The following is a 23,509-nucleotide window of genomic DNA, read 5'->3' as shown; positions in this document are numbered from 1 at the left end:
TTCACGGGATGCGCTGGCCGCGCCTCGAGTGTAAGCCTCGCACCGCCGTACTCCAGGGGTGCAGGGCGAGATATCTTGACGTCAAGATATCCTAGCGCTCAGACGGCTCCTCCGCCTGCGCAGGCGTGTCGTCGTCGAGCACGGTGCGCACCATGAGCCACGTCACCCACAGCGCGGCGAGGTAGAGCGGCACGCCCATCACGAGCTTCGTCGCGGCGAGTGCCTCGACGGCGCCCGCGGCGCCCGCGTCGGCGGCGAGGTACATCGGCACCTGGATCGCGAGCCGCGCGGCGATGACCGCGAGCCACAGGATGGTGGCCCGCCAGGCGACGGCGCGCTTCGCGCGCTCCGTGCGCCACGCGTGGGGCTTCGCGGTGAGCGCGCCGGCGATGACGCCGACGAGCGGACGGCGCAGCAGCATGCTGACGAGCAGCACGAGCACCACGATCGTGTTGACGGTGAAGCCCCAGAGGAAGTTGTCCTCGCCCTGCCCGGTGATGAGCGCGACCGCGGCCGAGATGCCGACGCCGACGAGGCCCGCGAACGCGAGCACGGGCTGCCCCTTCTGCAGCACGCGCCACGCCACGAAGCCGACCGAGACGACGAGCGGCACGACGACCGCGAGCCACACCTCGCGGGTGGTCGCGTAGATCGCGAGGAAGAGGATGCCGGGCAGGAGCGACTCGACGAGCCCGCGCACGCCGCCCATCGCGCCGAGCAGCGCGCCGGGCGTGGGCCTGGCGGATGGGTCGAGGTGGCCGAGCTTGGAGCCCCGGATGGCCGCGCCCACCTGCTCGGAGAAGGACGGCTCCCGCTCCCCCGGCGGCATCGCCATCAGACCGGCTTCGGCGCGTTCAGCGGGATGAGGTCGCGCGGCGGCATCGGCTGGGCGCCGCGGCATACCACCGTCGAGCGGAACAGCTCGATCGCCTTCGCGGCCTGCTCGTCGTCGACCGCGGCCTGGCCGCCGATGAGGCCCTGCAGCATCCAGCGCGGCCCGTCGACGCCGATGATGCGCACCGCGCGCGGCGCCCCGTCGGGGCCGGACTGCAGGCGCGCGCGGAGCTCGGGGCCGAGCAGGCCCTCGGCCTCGTCGACGGTCGCGCCCTGGCGCTCGAGCTGCGTGCGCAGCACCTGCCGCACGGGCGCCCAGATGCCCTCGCTGCGCGGCGCGGCGAAGGGCTGCAGCTGCACGGTGGAGCCCTCGTGCTCGAGGGTGACGGCGACGATGCGCTTCGTCCGCTCCTCGACCTCGAGGCGCATCTGCATGCCGGGGCGCGGCACGATGCGCAGGCCGCCGAGGTCGACGTAGGGGCGCACGGGCGCCTCGGACTCGTCGAGCGGGCCCGCCTGGGCTCGGTCCTCGGGAGCGCTCTTGTCGACGAGCGCCTCGTCGTCGAGCGGCTCGCCCTGGGCGTCAGTGGTGTCGGTCATCGTGCGATCCCCTCCGGGGCGGCGCCGCGGCCGGTCGATCCGTGCCCGCGCTCCCCCCGATCCGATCCCGGCAGGCGCTCCACCTCGACGAAGCGCACGCGCTCGACGCGCTGCACGACGAGCTGGGCGATGCGGTCGCCCACCTCGATGCGATGCGGCTCGCCGCCGGTGTTGAGCAGGTTGACCTTGATCTCGCCGCGATAGCCCGCGTCGACCGTGCCCGGCGCGTTGACGATCGTGATCCCGTGCTTGGCGGCGAGGCCGCTGCGGGGGTGCACGAACGCCGCGTAGCCGTCCGGGAGCGCGATCGCGACGCCCGTGCCGACCAGCGCGCGCTGCCCGGGCTCGAGCGTCACCGCCTCGGCGGCATGGAGATCGGCACCGGCGTCGCCCGGGTGCGCGTAGGAGGGCACCGGCGATCCGGTGATGAGGACGTCGACCTGCTGCATCGCAGTCGAGGCTAGCCGAGGCGGATGGGCGTCGGGAACCGGAGCGCTCGGCGCGCGAGAGGATGGGGGCATGGATCCCGCCTCGTCGTCGTACCGCGAGCGGCTCACGCCGCCCTGGTGGCTGCCGCTGCTCCTGCTGCTCATCGTGCCCGCCGCGCTGCTCGTCTTCCTGCCGGTCGACCTCGGCGTCGGGGTGGGCGTCGCGGCCGTGCTCTACCTCGGCATCGTGACGGCGCTGTGGGTCGGCGCGCCCGTGGTCGAGGTGCGCGACGGGATGCTGCACGCAGGCAGGGCGCGGATCGCGACCGCGCTCCTCGGCGCTCCCGAGGCGCTGCGCGGCGACGAGGCGCGCGCGGCGATGCGCGCCGAGTGGGACCCGGCGTCGCACCACGTGATCTCGCCGTGGACGCGCGGGCTCGTGCGCGTCGCCGTCGACGACGAGAGCGACCCGACGCCGTCGTGGGTGATGAGCTCCCGCCGGCCGGAGCGGCTCGCCGCGGCGATCGACGCGGCGCGCGCGTCGGCGTAGCCGCTCGCGCGCGGGCGACTCTCGCGCGCGGGCGACAGAAGCCGGGAACGCGAGACGCGAGCGGCGCCCGAGGGCACCGCTCGCGTCAGGAGAGGTCGGTCAGGAGCACTCGCGGCAGATCGGCCCGAGCTTCGTCTCGTGGTCGAACTGCAGGCGGTGCTTCACGAGGAAGCAGCTCACGCACGTGAACTCGTCCTCCTGCGGCGGGAGCACGACGACGTCGAGCTCGACGTCGGCGAGGTCGGCCGCCGAGAGGTCGAAGCTGCCCGGGTTGTCGGCGTCCTCATCGGTGGAGACGCTCTTCGCAGGCACGCGCTCCTTGAGCGCCTCGATCGACTCGTTCTCGTCGTCGGTCTTGCGCGGGGCGTCGTAATCGGTGGCCATCGAGAGTCCTTGCTGGGGGTGTGGTGGGCGGCGTCGGCGCACAGTCTGCACGAATCCGATCACCTTGGCAAATCAGATATCCGTGCGCAGCCGGGTGCCGACATGGGCGTCGAGCGGTGTCTGAGGCGGAACGTGCGGCGCGCCCGATCCATTCCCGGCGCGGGCCGTCGGCGCGTGGGATGCTGGCGCCCACCGACACCGCCAGGAAGGATCGACGAATCATGCAGCAGCTGAGCGTCATCGGCGTCGAGGACGGCGTGCTCATCCTCGAGTCCGACTCCGGCGAGCGCTTCAGCGTGCCCGTCGATGCACTCCCCGAGCACCGCAGGCCGCAGGCCGCGGTGCCCCACCGCGAGCGCAAGGCGAGCCCGCGCGACATCCAGTCGCTCATCCGGGGCGGCATGTCCGCCGAGGAGGTCGCCTCCTCCACGGGCGAGGAGCTCGCCTACGTCGAGCGCTTCGAGGGGCCGGTCATCGCCGAGCGCGCGCACGTGCTCGACTCCGCGCTCTCCATCCCCGTCGCATCCGGCGACATCGACCCGCTCGCGGGCGAGACGACCTTCGGCGCCGCGATCGAGGAGCGCCTCGACGACCTGCGCGCCTCCGACCGCTCGTGGGCCTCGTGGAAGGACGCGGAGGGCGGCGCGTGGACCGTGCGCCTGCGCTTCACGACCGAGGGCATGCAGCACGAGGCCGTCTGGGGCTACGAGCCCAAGAAGGCCACCCTCACGCCCCGCGGCAAGGAGGCGGTCTCGCTGAGCCAGACGGGCGACGCGTCGAGCGTGCTCGTGCCGAGGCTCCGCGCGATCGACCGCCAGTCGCGGCCGGCGTCGCCCGAGCCTGCTCCCGCCCCGTCCGCGGCGCCGTCCGCTCCCGCACCCGCGGGCGAGCGCGCGCCGAGCCAGCCCGCTCCCCCCATCTCGCAGCGCGCCGACGCCGCCGACACCGGCCGCTTCGACTCGGATGCGTTCCGCATCCAGCGCGGCGCGGTGCGGCAGGCTCCGGCGCCGGTGGAGCCGGGCGTGGGCCTCGAGGAGGCCGTCGCGTCGTCGACGGCGACCGAGGGCGCCGCCGACGAGCGCGCCAAGGAGCCGACGAAGGCCGACAACCCGTGGCTGCGCCGCCGCACCGGCGAGGTCGGCAGCCAGCCCGAGAACGTGCAGGCCGCCGCGATCAACCGGCCCGCCGCATCCGCGCAGCCGAACCACACCGCCGAGCTGCTCGACGCCCTCCGCCGTCGCCGCAGCGAGCGGGAGGCGGCGCTGCGCACCGCCGAGACCGAGCCGGGCCTGTTCGAGGCCGAGGCGCCGAGGCCCGAGCCCCAGGAGGAGGCACGTCCGCAGCGCGCGACGGGCACCGGCCCGGTCGGCTCGAAGAAGCGCGGATCGCGCGCCTCGATGCCGAGCTGGGACGAGATCGTCTTCGGGTCGCGCTCCGACGACTGAGCGCCGCATCACGAGAGGCGGGCATCCGGGCGACCGGGTGCCCGCCTCTCGGTGTGTCGCGCCCCATGCGTCTCACCTGAACGAGACGTCATGTTAGATTCACCGCGCACAGTCCCGTGCACCCTACGAGGAGGTAGGCATGACAGCACCCGCGCACGACACCAAGCGCGACAATTCCCGCGAGGGCCTGGGCAAGGTCGTCACGGCCGCCATGGCGGGCACGGTCGTCGAGTGGTACGAGTTCTTCCTGTACGCCACGGCGTCGACGATCGTCTTCAACCTGATCATGTTCCCCGCGAGCGATGATCCGTACTTCCCCATCATCAGCGCATTCCTGACCTACGCGGTGGGCTTCGTCGCCCGTCCGCTCGGCGGCATCGTCTTCGGCCACTTCGGCGACAAGTACGGCCGCAAGAAGCTGCTGCAGTTCGCGATCATCCTCGTGGGTGTCGCGACGTTCCTGATGGGCTGCCTGCCCACGTTCGACCAGATCGGCTACTTCGCACCCGCTGCGCTCGTGGTCCTGCGCTTCTTCCAGGGCTTCGCGGTCGGCGGCGAGTGGGGCGGCGGCGTCCTGCTGGTGGCCGAGCACTCGCCCAACAAGGAGCGCGGCTTCTGGTCGTCGTTCCCGCAGGCGGCGGTCCCGGCCGGCAACCTGCTCGCCACGATCGTGCTGCTCGTCCTGCAGTGGACGCTCTCGGACGAGGACTTCCTCGGCTGGGGCTGGCGCATCGCGTTCTGGCTGTCGGTCGTCATCGTCGCGGTGGGCTACTACATCCGCACCCGCATCGAGGACGCGCCGATCTTCCAGGAGGTCAAGGCCGAGGTCGCCGAGTCGAAGTCGAAGTCGTACGGCGTGCTCGAGGTGCTGAAGCGCTACCCCAAGGGCGTGCTGACGGCCATGGGCCTGCGCTTCGCGGAGAACGTCCTCTACTACCTGGTCGTCACGTTCTCGATCGTGTACCTGCGCACGTACCTCGAGTACGACGTGTCCCGCATCCTCGGCCTGATGGCGATCGCGCACATCGCGCACTTCATCTTCGTGCCGATCGTGGGCCGCTTCACCGACCGCGTGGGCCGCAAGCCCATGTACCTGGCGGGCGTCCTCCTGGGCGCGACGTGGGGCTTCATCGCCTTCCCGATGTTCGAGACCGGCAGCGACATCGTGATCCTGCTCGCGATCATCCTGGGCCTGCTGTTCCACGCCCTCATGTACGCCGGCCAGCCGGCGATCATGGCCGAGCTCTTCCCGACGCGCATGCGCTACTCGGGCGTCTCGCTCGGCTACCAGGTCACGTCGATCGTCGCGGGCTCGCTCGCGCCGATCATCGCCACCTGGCTGCTCGGGCAGTTCGGCAGCCACATCCCGGTCGCGATCTACCTCGTGATCGCCTGCGGCATCACGCTCATCGCGGTGCTGGCGCTCAAGGAGACGAAGGGCATCTCGCTGCACGACGTCGACGACGAGGACCGCCGCCGCGTGCTGGCCGAGAAGGGCACGGTCTGATCCACGGATCGGAGCGCATGACGCGACGGGCGGCGAGGGTGACCTCGCCGCCCGTTCCGCGTCCGACGGGATAGCGTTGGGGCACCACCTGAGGAAGGAATCGACGATGACGTCAATCGCCTGGATCGGACTCGGCAACATGGGCAGCCGGATGTCCTCCCACCTGGTCACCGCGGGGCACGAGGTGCGCGGCTTCGACGTGGTCGAGGCGCTGCGCGAGAGCGCCGCGGAGCACGGCATCACCCCCGTCGCGAGCGTCGCCGAGGCCGTGGAGGGCGCCGAGGTGGTCATCACGAGCCTGCCCAAGGGCGAGCACGTGCGGCAGGTGCTCGAGGGCCCCGACGGCGTCTTCGAGCACGCCGCGCCCGGGACCCTCATCCTCGACACGTCGACGGTCGACATCGAGACCTCGCAGTGGTGCCACGGCGAGGCCGGCTCCCGCGGGTTCCGCTTCGTCGACGCGCCCGTCTCGGGCGGCACGCAGGGCGCCGAGGCGGCGACGCTCACGTTCATGCTCGGCGGCGACGAGGCCGACGTCGCCGACGCGAAGGCGATCGTGACGCCCATGGCCGGCAACGTCTTCGCCGTCGGCGAGGCCACGCACGGCATCGCCGCGAAGCTCGTCAACAACATGATGCTCGGCGTCTCGATCCTCGCGATGTCGGAGGGCTCGCAGCTCGCGCAGCGGCTCGGCCTCGACCCGAAGGCCTTCTTCGACGTCGCTCGCGTCTCGTCGGGCGACTCGTGGGCGCTGCGCACCTGGTACCCGGTGCCGGGCGTCGTGCCGGGCGCCGCCGCCAACCACAACTTCGACGCGTCCTTCTCGGCGATGCTGTGCCACAAGGACGTCACGCTCGCCGTCGCGGGCGCCGAGGCCGCGGGCGTGCACGTGCCGGCCGCGACGCTCATCCGCGACCAGCTGCAGCGGCTGCTCGACGACGGGCTCGGCGGCAAGGACTGCACGCTCGTCGTGCGCGAGGCGAGCCCCGACGGCTCGGTCGCCGGCTGGGACGGCCGCTGATGCGGATCCGCGGCGCGGTGCTGCGCGCGATCGGCGCCGAGCGCCCCTTCGCCGACTCGCGGCCGCTCGAGCTCGTCGAGCTCGAGCTCGACCCGCCCGGCCCGGGCGAGCTGCTGCTGCGCATCGAGGCGGCGGGGCTGTGCCACAGCGACCTCTCGGTCGTCGACGGCGCTCGCCCGCGCCCCGTGCCCATGCTGCTCGGCCACGAGGCCGCGGGGATCGTGGAGGCGGTGGGCGAGGGCGTCGACGACGTCGCGGTCGGCGATCGCGTGGTCACCACGTTCCTGCCGCGCTGCGGCGAGTGCGCGGCCTGCGCGACCGACGGCCGCCTGCCGTGCGAGCGGGGCTCGGCGTCGAACGGCGCCGGCGAGCTGCTCGGCGGCGGCCGGCGCCTGCACGAGGACGGGCACGACGTGCACCACCACCTCGGCGTCTCGGCCTTCGCCACCCACGCGGTGCTCGACCGCCGCTCCGTCGTCCCCGTGGGCGCCGACGTGCCGCCGCAGGTCGCCGCGGTGCTGGGCTGCGCGATGCTCACCGGCGGCGGCGCCGTCGTCAACGCCGGCAGGCCGCGCGAGGGCGACGACATCGTCATCGTCGGGCTCGGCGGCGTGGGCATGGCGGCGCTGCTCGCCGCCGCATCGCTCGGGCTCGGCAGGGTCATCGGCGTCGACGCGGTGCCCGCGAAGCTCGAGCGCGCGCTCGAGCTCGGCGCCGACGTGGCGCTCTCCCCCGACGACGCCGTCGCGCAGGGCTTGCGCGCACCCGTCGTGATCGAGGCCGCAGGGCACCCGAAGGCGTTCGAGACGGCGTTCGCCCTCACGGCGCCAGGTGGCACGACCGTGACCGTCGGCCTGCCGCGTCCGGACGCCCGGGCGTCGCTGTCGCCGCTGACGTTCACGGCCGAGGCGCGCACCGTCGTCGGCTCCTACCTCGGGTCCGCCGTGCCTTCCCGCGACATCCCGCGCTACGAGCAGCTGTGGCGCGAGGGCCGGCTGCCCGTCGAGGAGCTCGTGACGAGCGAGATCGCGCTCGAGGACCTCAACGAGGCGCTCGACACGCTCGCCGACGGCAGGGCGATCCGGCAGGTCGTGCGGTTCTAGCCCCGGCGCCTCACGCGAAGGCGCCGAAGCGCCGCAGCGGCACGCGCAGCTCGTCCTGCGTGAGCGAGCCGTGCTGGCCGACCATGCCGCGCGCGGGGTCGAGCTCGTCGACGTAGATCGCCGCCCGCCCGCGCGCGGCGACGAACACGTCGCCGAGGCGCGGCGCGACCTCTGGGTGCACCTCGCCGAGCCAGCCCGCGTCGATCACCTGCTGCCGCGTCGCGACCCACGCGCCGTCGCCGAGCCACGCGCGCCAGTCGTCGGCCACCGCATCCGCCTCGCCGTCGACCTGCAGCTGCAGGCAGCGCGGCTCCCCCGCGACGGCGGTCACCCGCGCGAGCAGCTCGCGCGGCACGATGCGGTGGGCGGATGCGTCGACGTCGACCATGCCGTGGTCGGCGGTGGCGACGAGGCCCACGTCGCGCGGCAGCGTGGCGACGAGGCCCGCGACGAGGCCGTCGAGCTCCTCGAGCGCGTCGATCCAGTCGTCGGACTGCCAGCCGGACTCGTGGCCCGCGCGGTCGAGCTCGGGCACGTAGAGGTAGACGAGGCTCCGCTCGCGCGCGGCGCGCTCGGCGAGCGCGAACCGGTCGGCGAGCGCGCGCGCCCCGCGGTACTCGGCGCCCCGCAGCACCGCGCGGGTGAAGCCGCTGTCGGCGTGCTTCGCCTCGGCGACGACCACCGAGCGGGTCGACTCGAAGAGCGTCGGGCGGCGCTGCCACCGCGCCGGATCCATCGGCCCGCCCCAGTCGCGCAGCTGGTTGCGCACCCCGTGGCCGGGCACGAACGCGTCGTAGCCGACCAGGCCGTGCTCGCCGGCGAGCGCGCCCGTCGTGAGGCTCGCGAGCGACACCGCGGTCGTCGACGGGAAGCCCGCGTCGAGCGAGCCGCCCGGGGCGCCGGCGAGCGTGCGGGCGTGGCCGGCCCGCTGGCCGAGCTGCGCGGCCCCGAGGCCGTCGACGAGCAGCACGACCGCGCCCGCCACCGCAGGCAGGCCGAGCGCGTTCCGCCCGCCGCGCATCGCCTGCGCCGAGCTCGCGAGAACGTCGGCAAGGCTCCGGGATCCTGGCGCCCTGGTCGGTAGCATGCCGTCAGCCTATGACTGCCAAGCCCACCACCGAGCCCTCCGACGGCGCCGCGACCGCGGAGCGCATCGACGACATCGACGTCGCTGCCGAGATGCAGGACTCGTTCCTCGAGTACGCCTACTCCGTCATCTACGCCCGCGCGCTGCCCGACGCCCGCGACGGGCTGAAGCCCGTGCAGCGGCGCATCCTCTTCCAGATGTCCGAGATGGGCTTGCGCCCCGAGAAGGGCCACGTGAAGAGCGCGCGCGTCGTGGGCGACGTGATGGGCAAGCTGCACCCCCACGGCGACACCGCGATCTACGACGCGCTCGTGCGCCTCGCGCAGCCGTTCAGCCTGCGGCTGCCGCTCATCGACGGGCACGGCAACTTCGGCTCGCTCGACGACGGGCCCGCCGCGCCCCGCTACACCGAGGCGCGCCTCGCCGCGGCCGGCCTGTCGCTCACCGACGGCCTCGACGAGGACGTCGTCGACTTCGTCCCCAACTACGACAACTCGTACCAGCAGCCCGACGTGCTGCCGGCCTCCTACCCGAACCTGCTCGTCAACGGCGCGAGCGGCATCGCGGTCGGCATGGCCACGAACATGGCGCCGCACAACCTCGTCGAGGTCGTGCAGGCGGCCAAGCACCTGCTCGCGCACCCCGACGCATCCGTCGCCGACCTCATGCGCCACGTGCCCGGGCCCGACCTGCCCGGCGGCGGCGTGATCGTCGGCCTCGACGGCATCCGCGAGGCGTACGAGAGCGGCCGCGGCTCGTTCCGCACCCGGGCGCGCGCGTCGGTCGAGCGGCAGGGCCGCAAGACGCAGATCGTGATCACCGAGCTGCCCTACCTCGTCGGCCCCGAGCGGATCATCGAGAAGATCAAGGACGGCGTGCAGTCGAAGAAGCTGCAGGGCCTCGCCGACGTGCAGGATCTCACCGACCGCAAGCATGGCATGCGGCTCGTGATCGGCATCAAGACGGGCTTCGACCCGGATGCCGTGCTGCAGCAGCTCTACCGCTACACCCCGCTCGAGGACGGCTTCTCGATCAACAACGTGGCGCTCGTCGAGGGCAAGCCGCAGACGCTGGGGCTCCGCGAGCTGCTGCGCGTCTACCTCGAGCACCGCGTCGGCGTCGTGCGCCGCCGCAGCGAGTACCGGCTGCAGCGCCGCCGCGACCGCCTCCACCTCGTCGAGGGCCTCCTCATCGCGGTGCTCGACATCGACGAGGTCATCCAGGTCATCCGCACCTCCGACGACGGCGAGCAGGCGCGCAGGCGCCTGCAGGACGTCTTCGACCTCACCGAGGTGCAGGCCGAGCACATCCTCGAGCTGCGGCTGCGGCGCCTGACGAAGTTCAGCCGCATCGAGCTCGAGGCCGAGCGCGACGAGCTGCTCGCCCAGATCGCCGAGCTCGAGCGCATCCTCGGCACGCAGGCGGCGCTGCACGAGGTGGTCGCGGCCGAGCTCGACGAGGTCGCGGACCGCTTCGGCACGCCCCGCCGCACGATGCTCACCGAGGCGAACGGCCAGCAGGCCGCGACCGGCCGCTCGGCGGCGGCGCGCGCGGCGGCGGCGAGCCTCGAGATCGCGGATGCGCCGACGCGCGTCGTCATGTCGGTCACGGGCAGGCTCGTGCGCGTCGACGGCGAGGAGCCCATCCCCGCACCCGCGCGCCGCAGCCGCCACGACGCGATCCGCTCGGAGGTCGCCGCGACCACGCGCGGCGCCTTCGGGCTCGTGACGTCGTCGGGGGCCGTGCTGCGCCTGACGCCCGCCGACCTGCCCTCGGTGCCGCCCGCATCCGTCGGCCTCACCGCGGGCGTCAAGGTGCGCGACCTCGGCGCCTTCGAGCGCGGCGAGGAGGCGGTCGCGCTCATCGACCTCTCGACCGAGGAGCCGTGGCTCGTCGCGACGGCGCAGGGCATCGTCAAGCGCATCCGGCCCACCGAGCTGCGCGACCGCGACCGCGAGAGCGTCATCGCGCTGAAGCCCGGCGACCGGGTCGTGGGCATCGCGCCCGCGCCCGACGACGCCTGGATCGTGCTCATCACGACCGACGCGCAGCTGCTGCGCTTCCCCGCCGGCCAGGTGAACCCGCAGGGACCGGGCGCCGGCGGCATGAAGGGCATCGGGCTCAAGGCGGATGCGACGGTGCGGTTCGCCGGCGCCGTGGCCGACGGCGCCGAGGTCGTCACCGTCACCGAGGCCGCCGAGACGCTCGCGGGGCTCGACGAGCCCCGCGTGAAGGTCTCCGACCTCGCCGAGTTCCCGCCGAAGGGGCGCGGCACCGGCGGCGTGCAGGCGCACCGGCTGCTGAAGGGCGAGGTCGGGCTGAGCCTCGCGTGGGCCGGGCCCTCGCCGCTCGCGGTCGGCGCCGACGGCTCCCAGCGGCAGCTGCCGCCGGGCGGCGCGGCGCGCGCGGGCTCCGGCGTCTCGGTCGACGGCGCGATCGGCGCGGTCGGGTCGCGGCTCGGCGCGTAGCCGGCGCACCCCCGGCTCAGCAGCGCCTCACCACGCGCGACTGGGGCGACTGCGCCCGACCGGGCACGGCGTGCCCGCCCCGGTCGTGCGCATCCGCCCCGCTCGGCGTCGGCGCCGCGCCCGGGCGCATGCGCCTCAGGCGTCGATGCGGTCGCGGTCGACCTGCGACGTGACGATGAGCTCGCGCCGCGGCGCGACGTCGTTGCCCATGAGCAGCTCGAAGACCTCGCTCGCCCGCTCGGCGTCGCTGATCGTGACGCGGCGCAGCGTGCGGCGGGAGCGGTCCATGGTGGTCTCGGCCAGCTGGTCGGCGTCCATCTCGCCGAGGCCCTTGTAGCGCTGCGGCGGCTCGTGCCACCCCTTGCCGGCCTTCTTGAGCCGCGCGAGCGTGCGGTGCAGCTCGGCGTCGGAGTAGGTGTAGACGGCCTCGTCGGGCTTGCCGCGGTGCTTGACGAGCACGCGGTGCAGCGGCGGCACGGCCGCGAAGACGCGCCCCTCGTCGATGAGCGGCCGCATGTAGCGGTGGATGAGCGTGAGCAGCAGGGTGCGGATGTGGGCGCCGTCGACGTCGGCGTCCGACAGCATGATGATCTTGCCGTAGCGCGCGGCCGAGATGTCGAACGAGCGGCCGGATCCCGCCCCGATCGACTGGATGATCGCCGCGCACTCCGCGTTTGAGAGCATGTCGGCGACCGACGCCTTCTGCACGTTGAGGATCTTGCCGCGGATGGGCAGGATCGCCTGGAACTCGCTGTCGCGCGCGGGCTTCGCGGTGCCGAGCGCGCTGTCGCCCTCGACGATGAACAGCTCGGTCTGCGCGACGTCGTTCGAGCGGCAGTCGACGAGCTTCACCGGCAGCGACGACGACTCGAGCGCGCTCTTGCGCCGCGCGGTCTCCTTGAGCGAGCGCGCCGAGATGCGCGCCTTCATCTCGCTGACGACCTTCTCGAGCACCTGCGCGGCCTGCGCCTTCTCGTCGCGCTTCGACGAGGTGAGGATGGCGCCGAGCTCGCGCGCGACCACCTGGGCGACGATCTGGCGCACGGCGGGCGTGCCGAGCACCTCCTTCGTCTGGCCCTCGAACTGCGGCTCGGGCAGCCGCACCGTCACGACGGCGGTGAGGCCGGCGAGCGCGTCGTCCTTCTCCACCTTGTCGGTGCCCGCCTTGAGCTTGCGCGCGTTCGCGGCGACCTGGTCGCGGATGAGCTTCAGCAGCGACTGCTCGAAGCCGGCCAGGTGCGAGCCGCCCTTGGGCGTCGCGATGATGTTCACGAACGTCTGCACGACGGTGTCGTAGCCGGTGCCCCAGCGCAGCGCGATGTCGACCTCGCACGTGCGGTCGACCTCGCGGGTGACCATGTGCCCGGTCGCCTCGTCGAGCACCGGGATCGTCTCCTGGAAGTCGCCCTCGCCGGTCAGGCGCCACGTCGCGGTCAGCGCGGGGTCGGGCGCGAGGTACTCGGCGAACTCGCTGATGCCGCCGTCGTACTTGAAGTCGTGCACGACGCGCTCGTCGGCGCGGTCGTCGATGATCTGGATCGCGAGCCCCGGCACGAGGAACGCCGTCTGGCGCGCGCGGCGCGAGAGCTCGTCGGCGAGGAAGTCGGCGCCCTTCGTGAAGACCTGCGGGTCGGCCCAGTAGCGCACGCGGGTGCCCGTGACGCCCTTCGCGACCTTGCCCACCTTGCGCAGCCGCGACGCATCCACGAACGGCAGGAACGTCGCGTGCGGCGAGGGGTCACCCTCGTCGAGGAACTCCCCCGGCTCGCCGCGGTGGAACGACATGGCCCACGTCGCGCCGTCGCGGTCGACCTCGACGTCGAGGCGCTCCGAGAGGGCGTTGACGACGGATGCGCCGACGCCGTGGAGGCCGCCGGAGGACTTGTAGGCGCCGCCGCCGAACTTGCCGCCGGCGTGCAGCTTCGTGAAGATGACCTCGACGCCCGTGAGGCCCGTCCGCGGCTCGACGTCGATCGGCAGGCCGCGGGCGGTGTCGCGCACCTCGACGGAGCCGTCGCGGTGCAGCACGACCGTGATCGCGTCGCCGTGGCCGCCGAGCGCCTCGTCGACGGAGTTGTCGATGATCTCCCACAGGCAGTGCATCAGGCCGCGCGAGTCGGTTGAGCCGATGTACATGCCCGGGCGCTTGCGCACCGCCTCGAGCCCCTCGAGCACCGTCAGGTGCCGCGCCGAGTAGTCGGATGCCGCAGCTGCCAACCGATCCCCCAATCCTCGCTCGACGCGCCCGGGCTGCAGCGGTCTGCGACCGGCCGAGTGGGCGCCGCCCGCCAGCCTAGGCCCGCGCGGGCCGGCGGAACGGCAGGGCGCGCGGCGCGGGCGGGCGTTGCGCCGCTGGCGAACCGATGGCCGGATGACCGGGATCTGACAGACTCCCGTGCCACGATGGAGGTCAGGACGAAGAAGGAGGGCACCGTGAACGACACCCAGACCGCGACGCTCGAGGCCGACGAGGCGAACGCGCCGCTCAGCGCGCTCGACCGCTGCGACAGCTGCGGCGCCCAGGCATACGTCCGAGCGACCATGGCGAGCGGCACGCTGCTCTTCTGCGCGCACCACGCCGCGAAGCACCGCGAGGCGCTCGAGCCCGTCGCGCTCGTGTGGCACGACGAGAGCGCGAAGCTCGCAGAGCGCTGACGCAGACCGCGAAGCGGCCCGTCCCCTCGCGGGGGGCGGGCCGCTTCCGCGTGCGGGGGTTGCTCGCTACCCGCCGAAGGGGCCCTGCAGCCGCTGCAGGAAGCGCTTCGTGCGCTCGTGGCGCGGGTCGCCGAAGAGCTGCGCGGGCGCACCGCGCTCGACGACGACGCCCTCGTCGAAGAACGACACCTCGTCGGCGACCTCGCGCGCGAAGCCGAGCTCGTGCGTGACGACCGCCATCGTCCAGCCGTCGGCGGCCAGCTCGGTCATGACCGCGAGCACCTCGCCCACGAGCTCCGGGTCGAGCGACGAGGTGGGCTCGTCGAAGAGCAGCATCGACGGCGCGAGCGCGAGCGCGCGCACGATCCCGACGCGCTGCTGCTGGCCCCCGGAGAGCGACGACGGGTAGGCGTCCGCCTTCTCCCGCAGGCCGACGCGATCGAGCAGCGCCAGCGCATCCGCCGTCGCCTGCTCGCGGTCGCGGCCCTGCACGCGCACGGGCCCGATCGTGACGTTGCCGAGCACCGTCAGGTGCGGGAACAGGTGGTGCTGCTGGAAGACCATGGCGGATGCGCGGTGCAGCGCCGCGCGGTCGCGCCGGCCGGGCGGCCGGGCGAAGTCGATCGCGAGGTCGCCGATCCGCAGGCTCCCGGCGTCCGGCGTCTCGAGCCCGTTGAGCGAGCGGAGGACCGTCGTCTTGCCGGAGCCCGACGGGCCGATGAGCGCGTGGACGGTGCCGGGCGCGATGTCGAGGTCGACGCCGCGCAGCACGTGGTTGTCGCCGAACGACTTGTGCAGCCCGCGCGCCGACAGCAGGAGGCCGTCGGCGGCGTCGGTGTGCTCAGACGGCATAGCGGTCGAGCCTCCTCTCGAGTCGGTCCTGCCCGCCGGCGAGCACGAGGCAGATGACCCAGTAGACGGCGGCTGCGACGATGTAGATCGTGAGGAACTCGCCGCTCGGCGCGGCGATGCGCTGCGCGACGCGGAACAGCTCGGTGACGAGGATCACCGACGCGAGCGAGGTGTCCTTCACGAGCGAGATGAACGTGTTCGACAGGGGCGGCACCGACACGCGCGCCGCTTGCGGCAGCACGATGCGCCAGAGCGCCTGGCCGCGCGACATGCCCACCATCGCCGCCGCCTCCCACTGCCCGCGCGGGATCGAGAGGATCGCGGCGCGGATGATCTCGGCCGCGTAGCCGCCGACGTTGAGCGACAGCGCGATGATCGCGCTCGGCCACGGGTCGAGCGTGATCCCGATCTGCGGCATGCCGTAGAAGATCACGAACAGCTGCACGAGCATCGGCGTGCCGCGGATGACCGAGATGTAGCCGCGCGCGACGGCCGAGAGCCACGCGATGCCCGAGATGCGCATGAGCGCCATCCCGATCGCGATCAAAAGGCCGAGCGAGAACGACGCGAGGGTGAGCGGGATGGTGCCGGTGATCGCGCCGAGGGCGATGGGCCCCAGCGAGTCGAGCACGAGCTGCCAGTTCACGACGCGAGCCTAGACGCTCGGCCCGCGCACGGACGCGGCCCCGGCGAGCGCCGGGGCCGCGGTCCGCGAGGTGCGCCCGTCACGGCTGCGAGACGTCCTCGCCGAAGTAGCGCTCCGAGATCTCGGCGAGCGTGCCGTCGGCGGCGAGCGCGGCGAGCGCCTCGTCGACCGCGGCCACGAGCGACTCGCTGCCGGCGCGGAACGCGACGGCGCTCTCGCTGACCTCCTCGGTCTCGGCGACGACCTCGAGGCCCGTCTCGCCGCCCTGGGACTGCTCGTAGTCGAGGAAGGTCAGGCGGTCGTTGATCGTGGCGTCGACGCGACCCTGGCGCAGCAGCTCGGCGGCCTGGGCGAAGCCCTCGACCTCCTCGACGTCGGCGCCCGCGTCGGTGGCGACCTCGGCCCAGTTGCTCGTGAGCGACTGGGCGCTCGTGCGGCCTGCGAGCGCGTCGAAGCCGGTGATGTCGCTGCCCTCGGGCACGATCAGCACGCCCGGCGAGTAGGTGTAGGGCGTGCTGAACTCGTAGCGCTCGAGGCGCTCGGGCGTGATCGAGACCTGGTTGGCGATGACGTCGAAGCGGCCGGAGTCGAGGCCCGCGAAGATCGCGTCCCACTGGGTCTCCTGGAACTCCACCTCGACGCCCAGCTGGTCCGCCACCGCGGTGATGACCTCGACGTCGTAGCCGGTCAGCTCGCCCGCTCCGCCCTCGTGGAACGAGAACGGCGAGTAGGTGCCCTCGGTGCCGACGACGAGCACGCCCGCCTCCTGCACCTGCTCGAGGGTGAGGCCGGTCGAGCTCGGCTCGCCGCTCGCGGCGGGCTCGGAGCCCGACGAGCAGCCGACGAGGGCGACGGATGCGGCGGCGAGGGCCGCGAGGACGACCGCGGGACGGGCGTGGGTCATGACTTCTCCTTCTTGGGGGCAACACTCCATGTTAGAGCATGCCCGGCCGGGGAGACGACGCAGGCCGCCCCGGCGAACGGGGCGGCCTGCGGGCGCTGGATGCCGGTGCGGCCTACTCCAGGTAGTCGCGCAGCTGCTGCGAGCGCGACGGGTGGCGCAGCTTCGCCATCGTCTTCGACTCGATCTGGCGGATGCGCTCGCGCGTCACGCCGAAGGTGTCGCCGATCTGGTCGAGCGTCTTGGGCATGCCGTCGCCGAGGCCGAAGCGCATGCGGATCACGCCCGCCTCGCGCTCCGAGAGCGAGTCGAGCAGCGACTCGAGCTGGCGCTGCAGCATCGTGAAGCCCACGGCGTCGGCGGGCACGACCGCCTCGGTGTCCTCGATCAGGTCGCCGAACTCGCTGTCGCCGTCCTCGCCGAGGGGCGTGTGCAGCGAGATGGGCTCGCGGCCGTACTTCTGCACCTCGATGACCTTCTCGGGGGTCATGTCGAGCTCGCGGGCCAGCTCCTCGGGGCTCGGCTCGCGGCCGAGGTCCTGGAGCATCTGGCGCTGCACGCGGGCGAGCTTGTTGATGACCTCGACCATGTGCACCGGGATGCGGATCGTGCGCGCCTGGTCGGCCATGGCACGGGTGATGGCCTGGCGGATCCACCACGTCGCGTACGTGGAGAACTTGAAGCCCTTCGTGTAGTCGAACTTCTCGACCGCGCGGATGAGGCCCAGGTTGCCCTCCTGGATGAGGTCCAGGAACTGCATGCCGCGGCCGGTGTAGCGCTTCGCGAGCGAGACCACGAGGCGCAGGTTGGCGCCCAGCAGGTGGCTCTTGGCGCGCTGGCCGTCGCGGGCGATGCGCGTGAGGTCGCGCTTCAGCTGCCAGTCGAGGTCGGGCTCGAGCGAGAGCTTCTCCTCGGCGAACAGGCCCGCCTCGATGCGCATGGCGAGGTCGACCTCCTGCTCGGCGTTCAGCAGCGCGACCTTGCCGATCTGCTTCAGGTAGTCCTTGACCGGGTCGGCGGTGGCGCCGGTGATCTGGGTGGCGGCGGGCTCGTCGTCGTCGCCCGAGAGGCGCAGAGCGCCCGTCGGCAGCTTCTCGACGTGGACCTCCTCCTCCTCCTCGGCCTCGGCCTCCTCGGCGACCTCCTCGGTCTCCTCGACCTCGGGCTCGGCGGCCTTGCGACGCCCGCCGCGCGCGGGCTTGGCCGCGGCGGCGTCGACGACCTCGGTCCCGTCGGCCTCGTCACCGGCCTTGGCCCGGGTCGCCTTCGCCTTCGCGGCGGTCGTCTTGGCGGCCGCGGTCTTCGCGGCCGTGGTCTTCGCAGCGGCCGTGGTCTTCGCAGCGGCCGCCTTCGCAGCGGTCGTCTTCGCGGCCGGCGCCTTCGCAGCGGTCGTCTTCGCGGCAGCGGTCTTCGCCGGCGCCTTGGCGGCGGCGGTCTTGGTGGCGGCGGCCTTCGCCGGCGCCTTGGCGGCGGCGGTCTTGGTGGCGGCGGCCTTCGCCGGCGCCTTCGCGGCAGGAGCCTCGGCGCCGGTGGCCTGCTCGGGCTCGGCGGCCTTCGCGGTGCTGCGGCGCGAGCTCGCGGTGGTCTCCTTGGCTGGCATGCGTCCTCCGGTGGGTCTCGGGCGCCTGGCCCCGTCGTGGATCGTGCGCGATCCGGACTGAGGGCAGTCGAATGACCCATGTCAAGTCCGGCGGCGGGCGCCGGTCTCGACTGGGTCGGTCTTGACAGTATAGCGCTGCATGTGGCATGCGCATTCCCCGAGTGCCGGGAGCGCCGCCTCAGTGCCCGCGACGGCGCATCCGGCGGGCGATCGCCTGCCACACGGGCGCGACCTCGATGCCCTCCTCGCGCAGCCTCGAGCGCGTGATGCGGCGCATCCGCACCACCATCGCGAAGCCGAGCGCGAGCACGACGAACTGCGACGAGAGCGCGATGCGGAACGCGTCCCAGTCGTAGAGCCCGACCTGCTCCCCCGCTGCCGTGCGCACCGAGTGCACGACGTCGAGGATGATGCCGACCGCCGGCATGATCGCGAACGACGCGAGGAACCCGCCGATGTTGACGACGCCGTTGGCCGAGCCGAGCACGCGCAGCGGGTTGAAGGTGCGCGCGAAGTCGAAGCCGACGGTCGAGCCCGGGCCGGCGATGCCGAGCACGACGACGAGCACGACGACGAGCCAGGTGGGCGGATGCCCGGGCCACACGAGCACGACGGCCCACGTGAGCGCGACGATGCCGACGATGCACAGCACGAGCGTCGATCGGCGGAGCGGGAAGCGCGCCGTCGCGATGCCGACGATCGGCCCGACGACCATGCCGGTGACCACCACGATCGTCATGAGCCGAGCCGCGTCCGGCTGCGAGTAGCCGAGCCCGTCGACGAGCATCGGGAAGCCCCACAGCAGCAGGAAGACGTTCGTCGAGGCGAGCAGCGAGAAGTGCGTCCAGAAGCCGAGCCGCGTGCCGGGCTGGCGGAACGCCGCCTGCAGCCGCGGCCACCAGCCCTCGGGGACGTCGATCGAGCCGGTCGCCGGCGCCCCGCCGCGCGGCGCGTCGAACACCACGAGCAGCACGAGCACGAGGATGACGGCACCCGCGACCGCGAGGGTGCCGAACGAGAGCCGCCAGCCGATCTCGTTGAGCAGCCACACGAACGGGATCGCCGACATGAGCTGCCCGACCTGCCCGGTCGTGGCGGTCCACTGCGACATCTGCGCGACGATCGGCCCGCGGAACCACCCCGACTGCAGCCGGATGACCGAGATGAAGGTGGCAGCGTCGCCGATGCCGAGCAGCACGCGGCCCGCGATCGCGAGCGGCAGGCCCTCAGCGAGGGCCACCATCGCCTGGCCGCCGACCATGATCGCGGCGCCGGAGGCGATGAGCACGCGCGGCCCGAAGCGGTCGAGCAGCACGCCGACGGGCACCTGCATCGCGGCGTAGACGCCCACCTGCACCGCGCCGAGCGTCGCGAGCAGGGTCGCGGCCACCTCGAAGCGCTCCGCGGCGGCGGGGCCGGCCACGCCGAGCGACGAGCGGTGCAGGATCGCCATCATGTAGGCGATCGCGCCGACTCCCCAGACCAGCCAGGAGCGGGCGCTGTTCATGCCAGCGGATCCGGTCCCGGCCGCCGGCGCTCCTGCAGGTAGCGCTCGAGCTCCTCGGCGATGTCGTCGGCGCTCGGCAGCGAGCCGTCCTCGTCGGTGAGCGGTGAGCGCACCGACGTCTGCGCCATGAACGCGTCGTAGCGGGCCTCGAGGGTGCGCACGACGCGCTGCAGCTCCTCGTTCGTCTCCATCTGCTGCGCGACGAGCTGCTGGAACTCGCGGTCGGCGGTGCGCAGCTCCTCGGTGCGGAAGGCGAGCGAGGTCGCGCTCGTCACCCCCTCGAGCGCGGCGAGCGCGGGCCCGGCCGAGCCGGACTCCCCCACGTAGTGCGGCACGAGCACGGTGAAGGTCGCCACGGGAGCCGAGCCCTGCAGGCGGTGCTCGATCCGATGGATGACCGACGCGGGCACCGACGAGACGGGGCGCCAGGCCGAGTACTGCTCGATCAGCTCCGTGCGGTTGCCCGAGACCGTCGAGACGAGCGGGCGCGTGTGCGGCACGGGCATGCCGATCGAGGTGATGATCGTCGTCGACGCCACCTCGAGGTGCTCGAGCAGCTCGAGCAGGGCGTCGGTGAAGCGCTCCCACATCCAGTCGGGCTCCGGGCCCGTCAGCAGCAGGAAGGGCGCCCCCGCGTCGTCCTCGACGAGCAGCACCGTGAGCGTGTGCGGCAGGTACTCCTCGATGTGGTCCTCGTTGAAGAGCATCCGCGGCCGGCGCGAGCGGTGGTCGATGAGGAGGTCGGTGTCGAACTCGACGATGCCTCGGTGCGGGAGGGTGTCGAGGATCGCGGCGGCGGCGGCCTCGGCCGCGGCGCCGGCGTCGACGAAGCCGTGGATCGCGATCACGAGGTCGAGCCCGCGCGGCACCGTCTCGAGGTCCTCGAGGGCCAGTGTCAGCTCGTGCGGTTCGAACACGGCTCCAGCCTAGTGATGGGCGGCGGACGGGGAGCCCGACGTCGCCGGTATCCTCGTGACCCATGCCCATCCCCGCGCTCTCGATCATCGCCCGCCCCGAAGACGCCACCGCCGAGCTCACCGTGCACGGCGTCACCGCCGGCGACGAGCCCGCCGCCCAGGGCTTCGACCCCGAGCTGCTCTCGGGCCTGGGCATCACCGGCAAGCGGGAGCAGGTGACCCGAGCCGTCGTCGACGGCCGTGCCGTCGCCTTCGTCGGCCTCGGCGACGACCTCTCGTCGGCACGGCTGCGCGAGGTCGCCGGCGCCGCGGTGCGCGCGCTCCGCGACGTGCCGTCGCTCGCGCTCGCGCTCCCGGTGACGACGACCGACGACGTGCTCGCGGTGCTCGAGGGCGCGGCGCTCGGCGCGTACCGCTACACCGGGCTCAAGCGCGACCAGCGGCCCGGCGTGCTCGAGATCGCCGTGGTCGCCGGCGAGGCCGAGGTGACCGAGACGGTCGTCGCCATGGCGCAGGCCGCATCGCAGGCGGTGTGGACGACGCGCGACCTCGCCAACACGCCGCCCAACCTCCTGAGCCCCGTCGAGTTCGCCGACCGCGTGGTCGCCGAGGGCGAGGCCGCGGGCCTGAGCGTCGTGGTGCGCGACGAGGAGCGCCTCCGGCGCGAGGGCTTCGGCGGCATCCTCGCCGTCGGCCAGGGCTCGAGCCGCCCGCCGCGGCTCGTGACGATCGAGCACGCGCCCGAGAACGCCACCCGCCACGTCGTGCTCGTCGGCAAGGGCATCACCTTCGACTCCGGCGGCCTCTCGCTGAAGCCCGCCGCGTCGATGCAGCACATGAAGTACGACATGACCGGCGCCGCGACGGTGCACGCCGTCGTCGTCGCCGCGGCGGCGCTCCAGCTGCCCATCCGCATCACCGCGCACCTGTGCCTCGCCGAGAACCTCGTCTCGTCGACGTCGACGCGCCCCGACGACGTGATCACCATGCGCGGCGGCACCACGGTCGAGGTCACGAACACCGACGCCGAGGGGCGCCTCGTGATGGCCGACGGGCTCGTGCTCGCGAGCGAGGCGATGCCCGACGCGATCATCGACGTCGCGACGCTCACCGGCGCGCAGCAGATCGCGCTCGGCAACCGCGTCAGCGGCGTGATGGGCAACGACGACGCGTTCGTCGACGCCGTCGTGCGCGCGGGCCGCGAGGTGGGCGAGCAGCTGTGGCCCATGCCCATCCCCGAGGAGATGCTGCCGATGCTCGACTCGGAGGTCGCCGACCTCGCGAACGCCAAGGTCGGCAACCGCGCCGGCGGCATGCTGCTGGCGGCAGCCTTCCTCGCCGAGTTCATCGGCGAGCGCGACGGCGCGCGCATCCCGTGGGCGCACCTCGACATCGCCGGCCCCTCGACCAACACCGGCTCCGCCTTCGGGTTCACCCCGGTGGGCGCGACGGGCGTGACCGTGCGCGGACTGCTGCGCATGCTGTCGAAGATGTCGCGCTCGGCCGAGTGATCGACGAACTCCGAGGTGCTTCCGACTAGGCTGGCACGGGCAAGAACAGCCCTGCACCGCCGCGCCCACCGGCGCGGCGACGAAGGATCATAAGGAGCGAGTGCGTGTCCGATCAGAGCTTTGACATCGTCGTCCTGGGCGGAGGCAGCGCGGGCTACGCCGTGGCGCTGCGCGCCGTGCAGCTCGGCAAGACCGTCGCGATCGTCGAGAAGGACAAGCTCGGCGGCACCTGCCTGCACAAGGGCTGCGTGCCCACGAAGGCGATGCTGCACTCGGCCGAGGTCGCCGACGTCGTGCGCGACTCCGAGGAGGCGGGCGTCGACGCGGAGCTCAAGGGCATCGACATCCAGCGCGTGACCGCGTTCCGCGAGGGCATCGTCTCCAAGAAGTTCAAGGGCCTGCAGGGCCTCATCAAGGCCAAGGGCATCCCGGTGTTCGAGGGCGAGGGCAAGCTCACCTCCCCCACGACCGTCCAGGTCGGCGACCAGACCCTCACCGGCGCGAGCATCGTGCTCGCGACGGGCTCCTACCCGAAGACGCTCCCGGGCCTCGAGATCACCGGCAACGTCATCACGAGCGAGCAGGCGCTGCAGCTCGACTGGATCCCGCAGCGCGCGGCGATCCTCGGCGGCGGCGTGATCGGCGTCGAGTTCGCCAGCGTCTGGCGCTCCTTCGGCGTCGAGGTGACGATCATCGAGGGGCTCCCCCACCTCGTCCCGAACGAGGAGGAGTCGGTCTCGAAGCAGTTCGAGCGCGCCTACAAGAAGCGCGGCATCCAGTTCAAGGTCGGCGCGCGCTTCTCGGGCGTCACGCAGGACGACTCGGGCGTGCACGTCTCGCTCGAGAGCGGCGAGACGATCGACGCCGACCTGCTGCTCGTCGCCGTCGGCCGCGGCCCCGTCACGGCCGGCCTCGGCTACGAGGAGGTCGGCGTGCAGCTCGACCGCGGCTTCGTCACGGTCGACGAGCGCCTGCAGACCTCCGTGCCCGGCGTCTACGCCGTCGGCGACATCGTCCCGGGCCTGCAGCTCGCGCACCGCGGCTACCAGCAGGGCATCTTCGTCGCCGAGGAGATCGCGGGCCTGTCGCCGCGGCTCGTCGACGACCGCAACATCCCGAAGGTCACCTACTCCGACCCCGAGGTCGCGTCCATCGGCTACACCGAGGCGAAGGCCAAGGAGGAGTTCGGCGACGACAAGGTCGAGAGCTACGAGTACTCGCTGGGCGGCAACGCCAAGAGCGAGATCGTCGGCACGACGGGCAGCGTGAAGGCGGTGCGCGTGAAGGACGGCCCTGTCGTCGGCGTGCACATGATCGGCCGCCGCGTCGGCGAGCTGATCGGTGAGGCGCAGCTGATCGTCAACTGGGAGGCGTACCCGGAGGATGTCTCGCAGCTGATCCACGCGCACCCGACGCAGCACGAGTCCCTCGGCGAGACGATGCTGAAGCTCGCCGGCACGCCCCTCCACGCCATCTGATCGAGCCACAGGAGA

The 23,509-nt window shown here is 72.9% G+C and carries 21 protein-coding genes; 9 read left to right on the top strand and 12 right to left on the bottom strand.

Features of this window, described 5'->3' with window-relative positions; translation table 11 throughout:
- Window positions 1-91: 91 nt before the first annotated feature.
- Genes AC1RNL_RS04460 through dut form a run of 3 tightly spaced genes read right to left on the bottom strand, consistent with a single transcriptional unit; the run spans window position 92 to window position 1,883 of the window.
- A complete protein-coding gene (locus tag AC1RNL_RS04460) occupies window positions 92-835 on the bottom strand; it encodes a DUF3159 domain-containing protein (protein WP_146356264.1) in 744 nt (247 codons plus the stop codon).
- On the bottom strand, window positions 835-1,434 hold the full coding sequence (locus AC1RNL_RS04455; protein ID WP_146356266.1) for a DUF3710 domain-containing protein: 600 nt from the start codon (window positions 1,432-1,434) through the stop codon (window positions 835-837). The genes AC1RNL_RS04460 and AC1RNL_RS04455 overlap by 1 nt, the downstream gene beginning before the upstream one ends.
- Entirely contained in the window at window positions 1,431-1,883 is a 453-nt protein-coding gene (dut, locus tag AC1RNL_RS04450) for a dUTP diphosphatase (RefSeq protein ID WP_225792732.1), read from the bottom strand. The genes AC1RNL_RS04455 and dut overlap by 4 nt, the downstream gene beginning before the upstream one ends.
- Window positions 1,884-1,953: 70 nt before the next feature.
- Between dut and AC1RNL_RS04445 the strand changes: the two genes are divergently transcribed.
- Window positions 1,954-2,412: a DUF3093 domain-containing protein gene (locus tag AC1RNL_RS04445; RefSeq protein ID WP_246991223.1), complete on the top strand. Its 459-nt coding sequence runs from the start codon at window positions 1,954-1,956 to the stop codon at window positions 2,410-2,412.
- A 99-nt stretch (window positions 2,413-2,511) separates the two neighbouring features.
- On the opposite strand, the gene AC1RNL_RS04440 is transcribed toward AC1RNL_RS04445, so the two are convergent.
- Window positions 2,512-2,796: a DUF4193 domain-containing protein gene (locus AC1RNL_RS04440; RefSeq protein ID WP_128190050.1), complete on the bottom strand. Its 285-nt coding sequence runs from the start codon at window positions 2,794-2,796 to the stop codon at window positions 2,512-2,514.
- A gap of 221 nt (window positions 2,797-3,017) precedes the next feature.
- On the opposite strand from AC1RNL_RS04440, the gene sepH reads away from it, so the two are divergent.
- The 4 genes from sepH to AC1RNL_RS04420 all read left to right on the top strand — a co-directional run bounded on the left by sepH (window position 3,018) and on the right by AC1RNL_RS04420 (window position 7,872).
- Entirely contained in the window at window positions 3,018-4,241 is a 1,224-nt protein-coding gene (gene sepH / locus AC1RNL_RS04435) for a septation protein SepH (RefSeq protein ID WP_164877146.1), read from the top strand.
- Window positions 4,242-4,380: 139 nt separating this feature from the next.
- The gene (locus AC1RNL_RS04430; protein WP_128190048.1) at window positions 4,381-5,748 is read left to right on the top strand and encodes an MFS transporter; all 1,368 of its coding nucleotides are present in this window, start codon (window positions 4,381-4,383) and stop codon (window positions 5,746-5,748) included.
- 106 nt (window positions 5,749-5,854) lie between these two features.
- Complete coding sequence (locus AC1RNL_RS04425) at window positions 5,855-6,769, top strand: NAD(P)-dependent oxidoreductase (protein ID WP_400530438.1); 915 nt, start codon at window positions 5,855-5,857, stop codon at window positions 6,767-6,769.
- Window positions 6,769-7,872, top strand: coding sequence for an alcohol dehydrogenase catalytic domain-containing protein (locus AC1RNL_RS04420; RefSeq protein ID WP_400530440.1), 1,104 nt, complete (start codon window positions 6,769-6,771; stop codon window positions 7,870-7,872). Before AC1RNL_RS04425 ends, AC1RNL_RS04420 begins: the two co-directional genes overlap by 1 nt.
- Before the next feature lie 10 nt (window positions 7,873-7,882).
- On the opposite strand, the gene AC1RNL_RS04415 is transcribed toward AC1RNL_RS04420, so the two are convergent.
- Complete coding sequence (locus AC1RNL_RS04415) at window positions 7,883-8,893, bottom strand: alkaline phosphatase family protein (RefSeq protein WP_400530443.1); 1,011 nt, start codon at window positions 8,891-8,893, stop codon at window positions 7,883-7,885.
- A 77-nt stretch (window positions 8,894-8,970) separates the two neighbouring features.
- On the opposite strand from AC1RNL_RS04415, the gene AC1RNL_RS04410 reads away from it, so the two are divergent.
- A complete protein-coding gene (locus tag AC1RNL_RS04410) occupies window positions 8,971-11,427 on the top strand; it encodes a DNA gyrase/topoisomerase IV subunit A (protein ID WP_492934563.1) in 2,457 nt (818 codons plus the stop codon).
- A 135-nt stretch (window positions 11,428-11,562) separates the two neighbouring features.
- Here AC1RNL_RS04410 and AC1RNL_RS04405 read toward each other — a convergent pair whose 3' ends face one another.
- Window positions 11,563-13,644, bottom strand: a complete 2,082-nt coding sequence (locus AC1RNL_RS04405) for a DNA gyrase/topoisomerase IV subunit B (RefSeq protein ID WP_492934562.1) — start codon at window positions 13,642-13,644, stop codon at window positions 11,563-11,565.
- A 216-nt stretch (window positions 13,645-13,860) separates the two neighbouring features.
- On the opposite strand from AC1RNL_RS04405, the gene AC1RNL_RS04400 reads away from it, so the two are divergent.
- Window positions 13,861-14,082 carry a DUF7455 domain-containing protein gene (locus AC1RNL_RS04400; protein ID WP_128190644.1) on the top strand — a complete coding sequence of 74 codons (222 nt, stop codon included), beginning with the start codon at window positions 13,861-13,863 and terminating at the stop codon, window positions 14,080-14,082.
- Window positions 14,083-14,148: 66 nt separating this feature from the next.
- On the opposite strand, the gene AC1RNL_RS04395 is transcribed toward AC1RNL_RS04400, so the two are convergent.
- The 6 genes from AC1RNL_RS04395 to AC1RNL_RS04370 all read right to left on the bottom strand — a co-directional run bounded on the left by AC1RNL_RS04395 (window position 14,149) and on the right by AC1RNL_RS04370 (window position 20,505).
- On the bottom strand, window positions 14,149-14,934 hold the full coding sequence (locus AC1RNL_RS04395) for an amino acid ABC transporter ATP-binding protein (protein WP_492934561.1): 786 nt from the start codon (window positions 14,932-14,934) through the stop codon (window positions 14,149-14,151).
- Window positions 14,924-15,580: an amino acid ABC transporter permease gene (locus tag AC1RNL_RS04390; protein ID WP_400530454.1), complete on the bottom strand. Its 657-nt coding sequence runs from the start codon at window positions 15,578-15,580 to the stop codon at window positions 14,924-14,926. The genes AC1RNL_RS04395 and AC1RNL_RS04390 overlap by 11 nt, the downstream gene beginning before the upstream one ends.
- 79 nt (window positions 15,581-15,659) lie before the next feature.
- A complete protein-coding gene (locus AC1RNL_RS04385) occupies window positions 15,660-16,484 on the bottom strand; it encodes an amino acid ABC transporter substrate-binding protein (RefSeq protein WP_492934560.1) in 825 nt (274 codons plus the stop codon).
- Between the two features lie 112 nt (window positions 16,485-16,596).
- On the bottom strand, window positions 16,597-18,081 hold the full coding sequence (locus AC1RNL_RS04380) for an RNA polymerase sigma factor (RefSeq protein WP_492934559.1): 1,485 nt from the start codon (window positions 18,079-18,081) through the stop codon (window positions 16,597-16,599).
- Between the two features lie 178 nt (window positions 18,082-18,259).
- The gene (locus AC1RNL_RS04375) at window positions 18,260-19,588 is read right to left on the bottom strand and encodes an MFS transporter (RefSeq protein ID WP_492934558.1); all 1,329 of its coding nucleotides are present in this window, start codon (window positions 19,586-19,588) and stop codon (window positions 18,260-18,262) included.
- A complete protein-coding gene (locus tag AC1RNL_RS04370) occupies window positions 19,585-20,505 on the bottom strand; it encodes a PAC2 family protein (protein ID WP_492934557.1) in 921 nt (306 codons plus the stop codon). Before AC1RNL_RS04370 ends, AC1RNL_RS04375 begins: the two co-directional genes overlap by 4 nt.
- Window positions 20,506-20,567: 62 nt before the next feature.
- Between AC1RNL_RS04370 and AC1RNL_RS04365 the strand changes: the two genes are divergently transcribed.
- Entirely contained in the window at window positions 20,568-22,016 is a 1,449-nt protein-coding gene (locus AC1RNL_RS04365) for a leucyl aminopeptidase (RefSeq protein WP_128190498.1), read from the top strand.
- A 104-nt stretch (window positions 22,017-22,120) separates the two neighbouring features.
- Window positions 22,121-23,494 carry a dihydrolipoyl dehydrogenase gene (lpdA, locus tag AC1RNL_RS04360; protein ID WP_492934556.1) on the top strand — a complete coding sequence of 458 codons (1,374 nt, stop codon included), beginning with the start codon at window positions 22,121-22,123 and terminating at the stop codon, window positions 23,492-23,494.
- Window positions 23,495-23,509 lie beyond the last annotated feature (15 nt).

It is taken from the genome of Agrococcus sp. GW821-FHT14H11 (assembly GCF_058803545.1).
This window is presented reverse-complemented; position numbering and strand designations above follow the sequence as displayed.

Excerpts from the sequence above, each read along its gene's own strand:
- AC1RNL_RS04395 (WP_492934561.1), bottom strand. The coding sequence starts at position 14,934 with ATGCCGTCTGAGCACACCGACGCCGCCGACGGCCTCCTGCTGTCGGCG.
- dut (WP_225792732.1), bottom strand. The coding sequence starts at position 1,883 with ATGCAGCAGGTCGACGTCCTCATCACCGGATCGCCGGTGCCCTCCTAC.
- sepH (WP_164877146.1), top strand. The coding sequence starts at position 3,018 with ATGCAGCAGCTGAGCGTCATCGGCGTCGAGGACGGCGTGCTCATCCTC.
- AC1RNL_RS04385 (WP_492934560.1), bottom strand. The coding sequence starts at position 16,484 with ATGACCCACGCCCGTCCCGCGGTCGTCCTCGCGGCCCTCGCCGCCGCA.
- AC1RNL_RS04380 (WP_492934559.1), bottom strand. The coding sequence starts at position 18,081 with ATGCCAGCCAAGGAGACCACCGCGAGCTCGCGCCGCAGCACCGCGAAG.
- AC1RNL_RS04455 (WP_146356266.1), bottom strand. The coding sequence starts at position 1,434 with ATGACCGACACCACTGACGCCCAGGGCGAGCCGCTCGACGACGAGGCG.
- AC1RNL_RS04425 (WP_400530438.1), top strand. The coding sequence starts at position 5,855 with ATGACGTCAATCGCCTGGATCGGACTCGGCAACATGGGCAGCCGGATG.
- AC1RNL_RS04365 (WP_128190498.1), top strand. The coding sequence starts at position 20,568 with ATGCCCATCCCCGCGCTCTCGATCATCGCCCGCCCCGAAGACGCCACC.
- AC1RNL_RS04410 (WP_492934563.1), top strand. The coding sequence starts at position 8,971 with ATGACTGCCAAGCCCACCACCGAGCCCTCCGACGGCGCCGCGACCGCG.
- AC1RNL_RS04440 (WP_128190050.1), bottom strand. The coding sequence starts at position 2,796 with ATGGCCACCGATTACGACGCCCCGCGCAAGACCGACGACGAGAACGAG.
- AC1RNL_RS04415 (WP_400530443.1), bottom strand. The coding sequence starts at position 8,893 with ATGCGCGGCGGGCGGAACGCGCTCGGCCTGCCTGCGGTGGCGGGCGCG.
- AC1RNL_RS04445 (WP_246991223.1), top strand. The coding sequence starts at position 1,954 with ATGGATCCCGCCTCGTCGTCGTACCGCGAGCGGCTCACGCCGCCCTGG.
- AC1RNL_RS04420 (WP_400530440.1), top strand. The coding sequence starts at position 6,769 with ATGCGGATCCGCGGCGCGGTGCTGCGCGCGATCGGCGCCGAGCGCCCC.
- AC1RNL_RS04430 (WP_128190048.1), top strand. The coding sequence starts at position 4,381 with ATGACAGCACCCGCGCACGACACCAAGCGCGACAATTCCCGCGAGGGC.
- AC1RNL_RS04460 (WP_146356264.1), bottom strand. The coding sequence starts at position 835 with ATGGCGATGCCGCCGGGGGAGCGGGAGCCGTCCTTCTCCGAGCAGGTG.
- AC1RNL_RS04375 (WP_492934558.1), bottom strand. The coding sequence starts at position 19,588 with ATGAACAGCGCCCGCTCCTGGCTGGTCTGGGGAGTCGGCGCGATCGCC.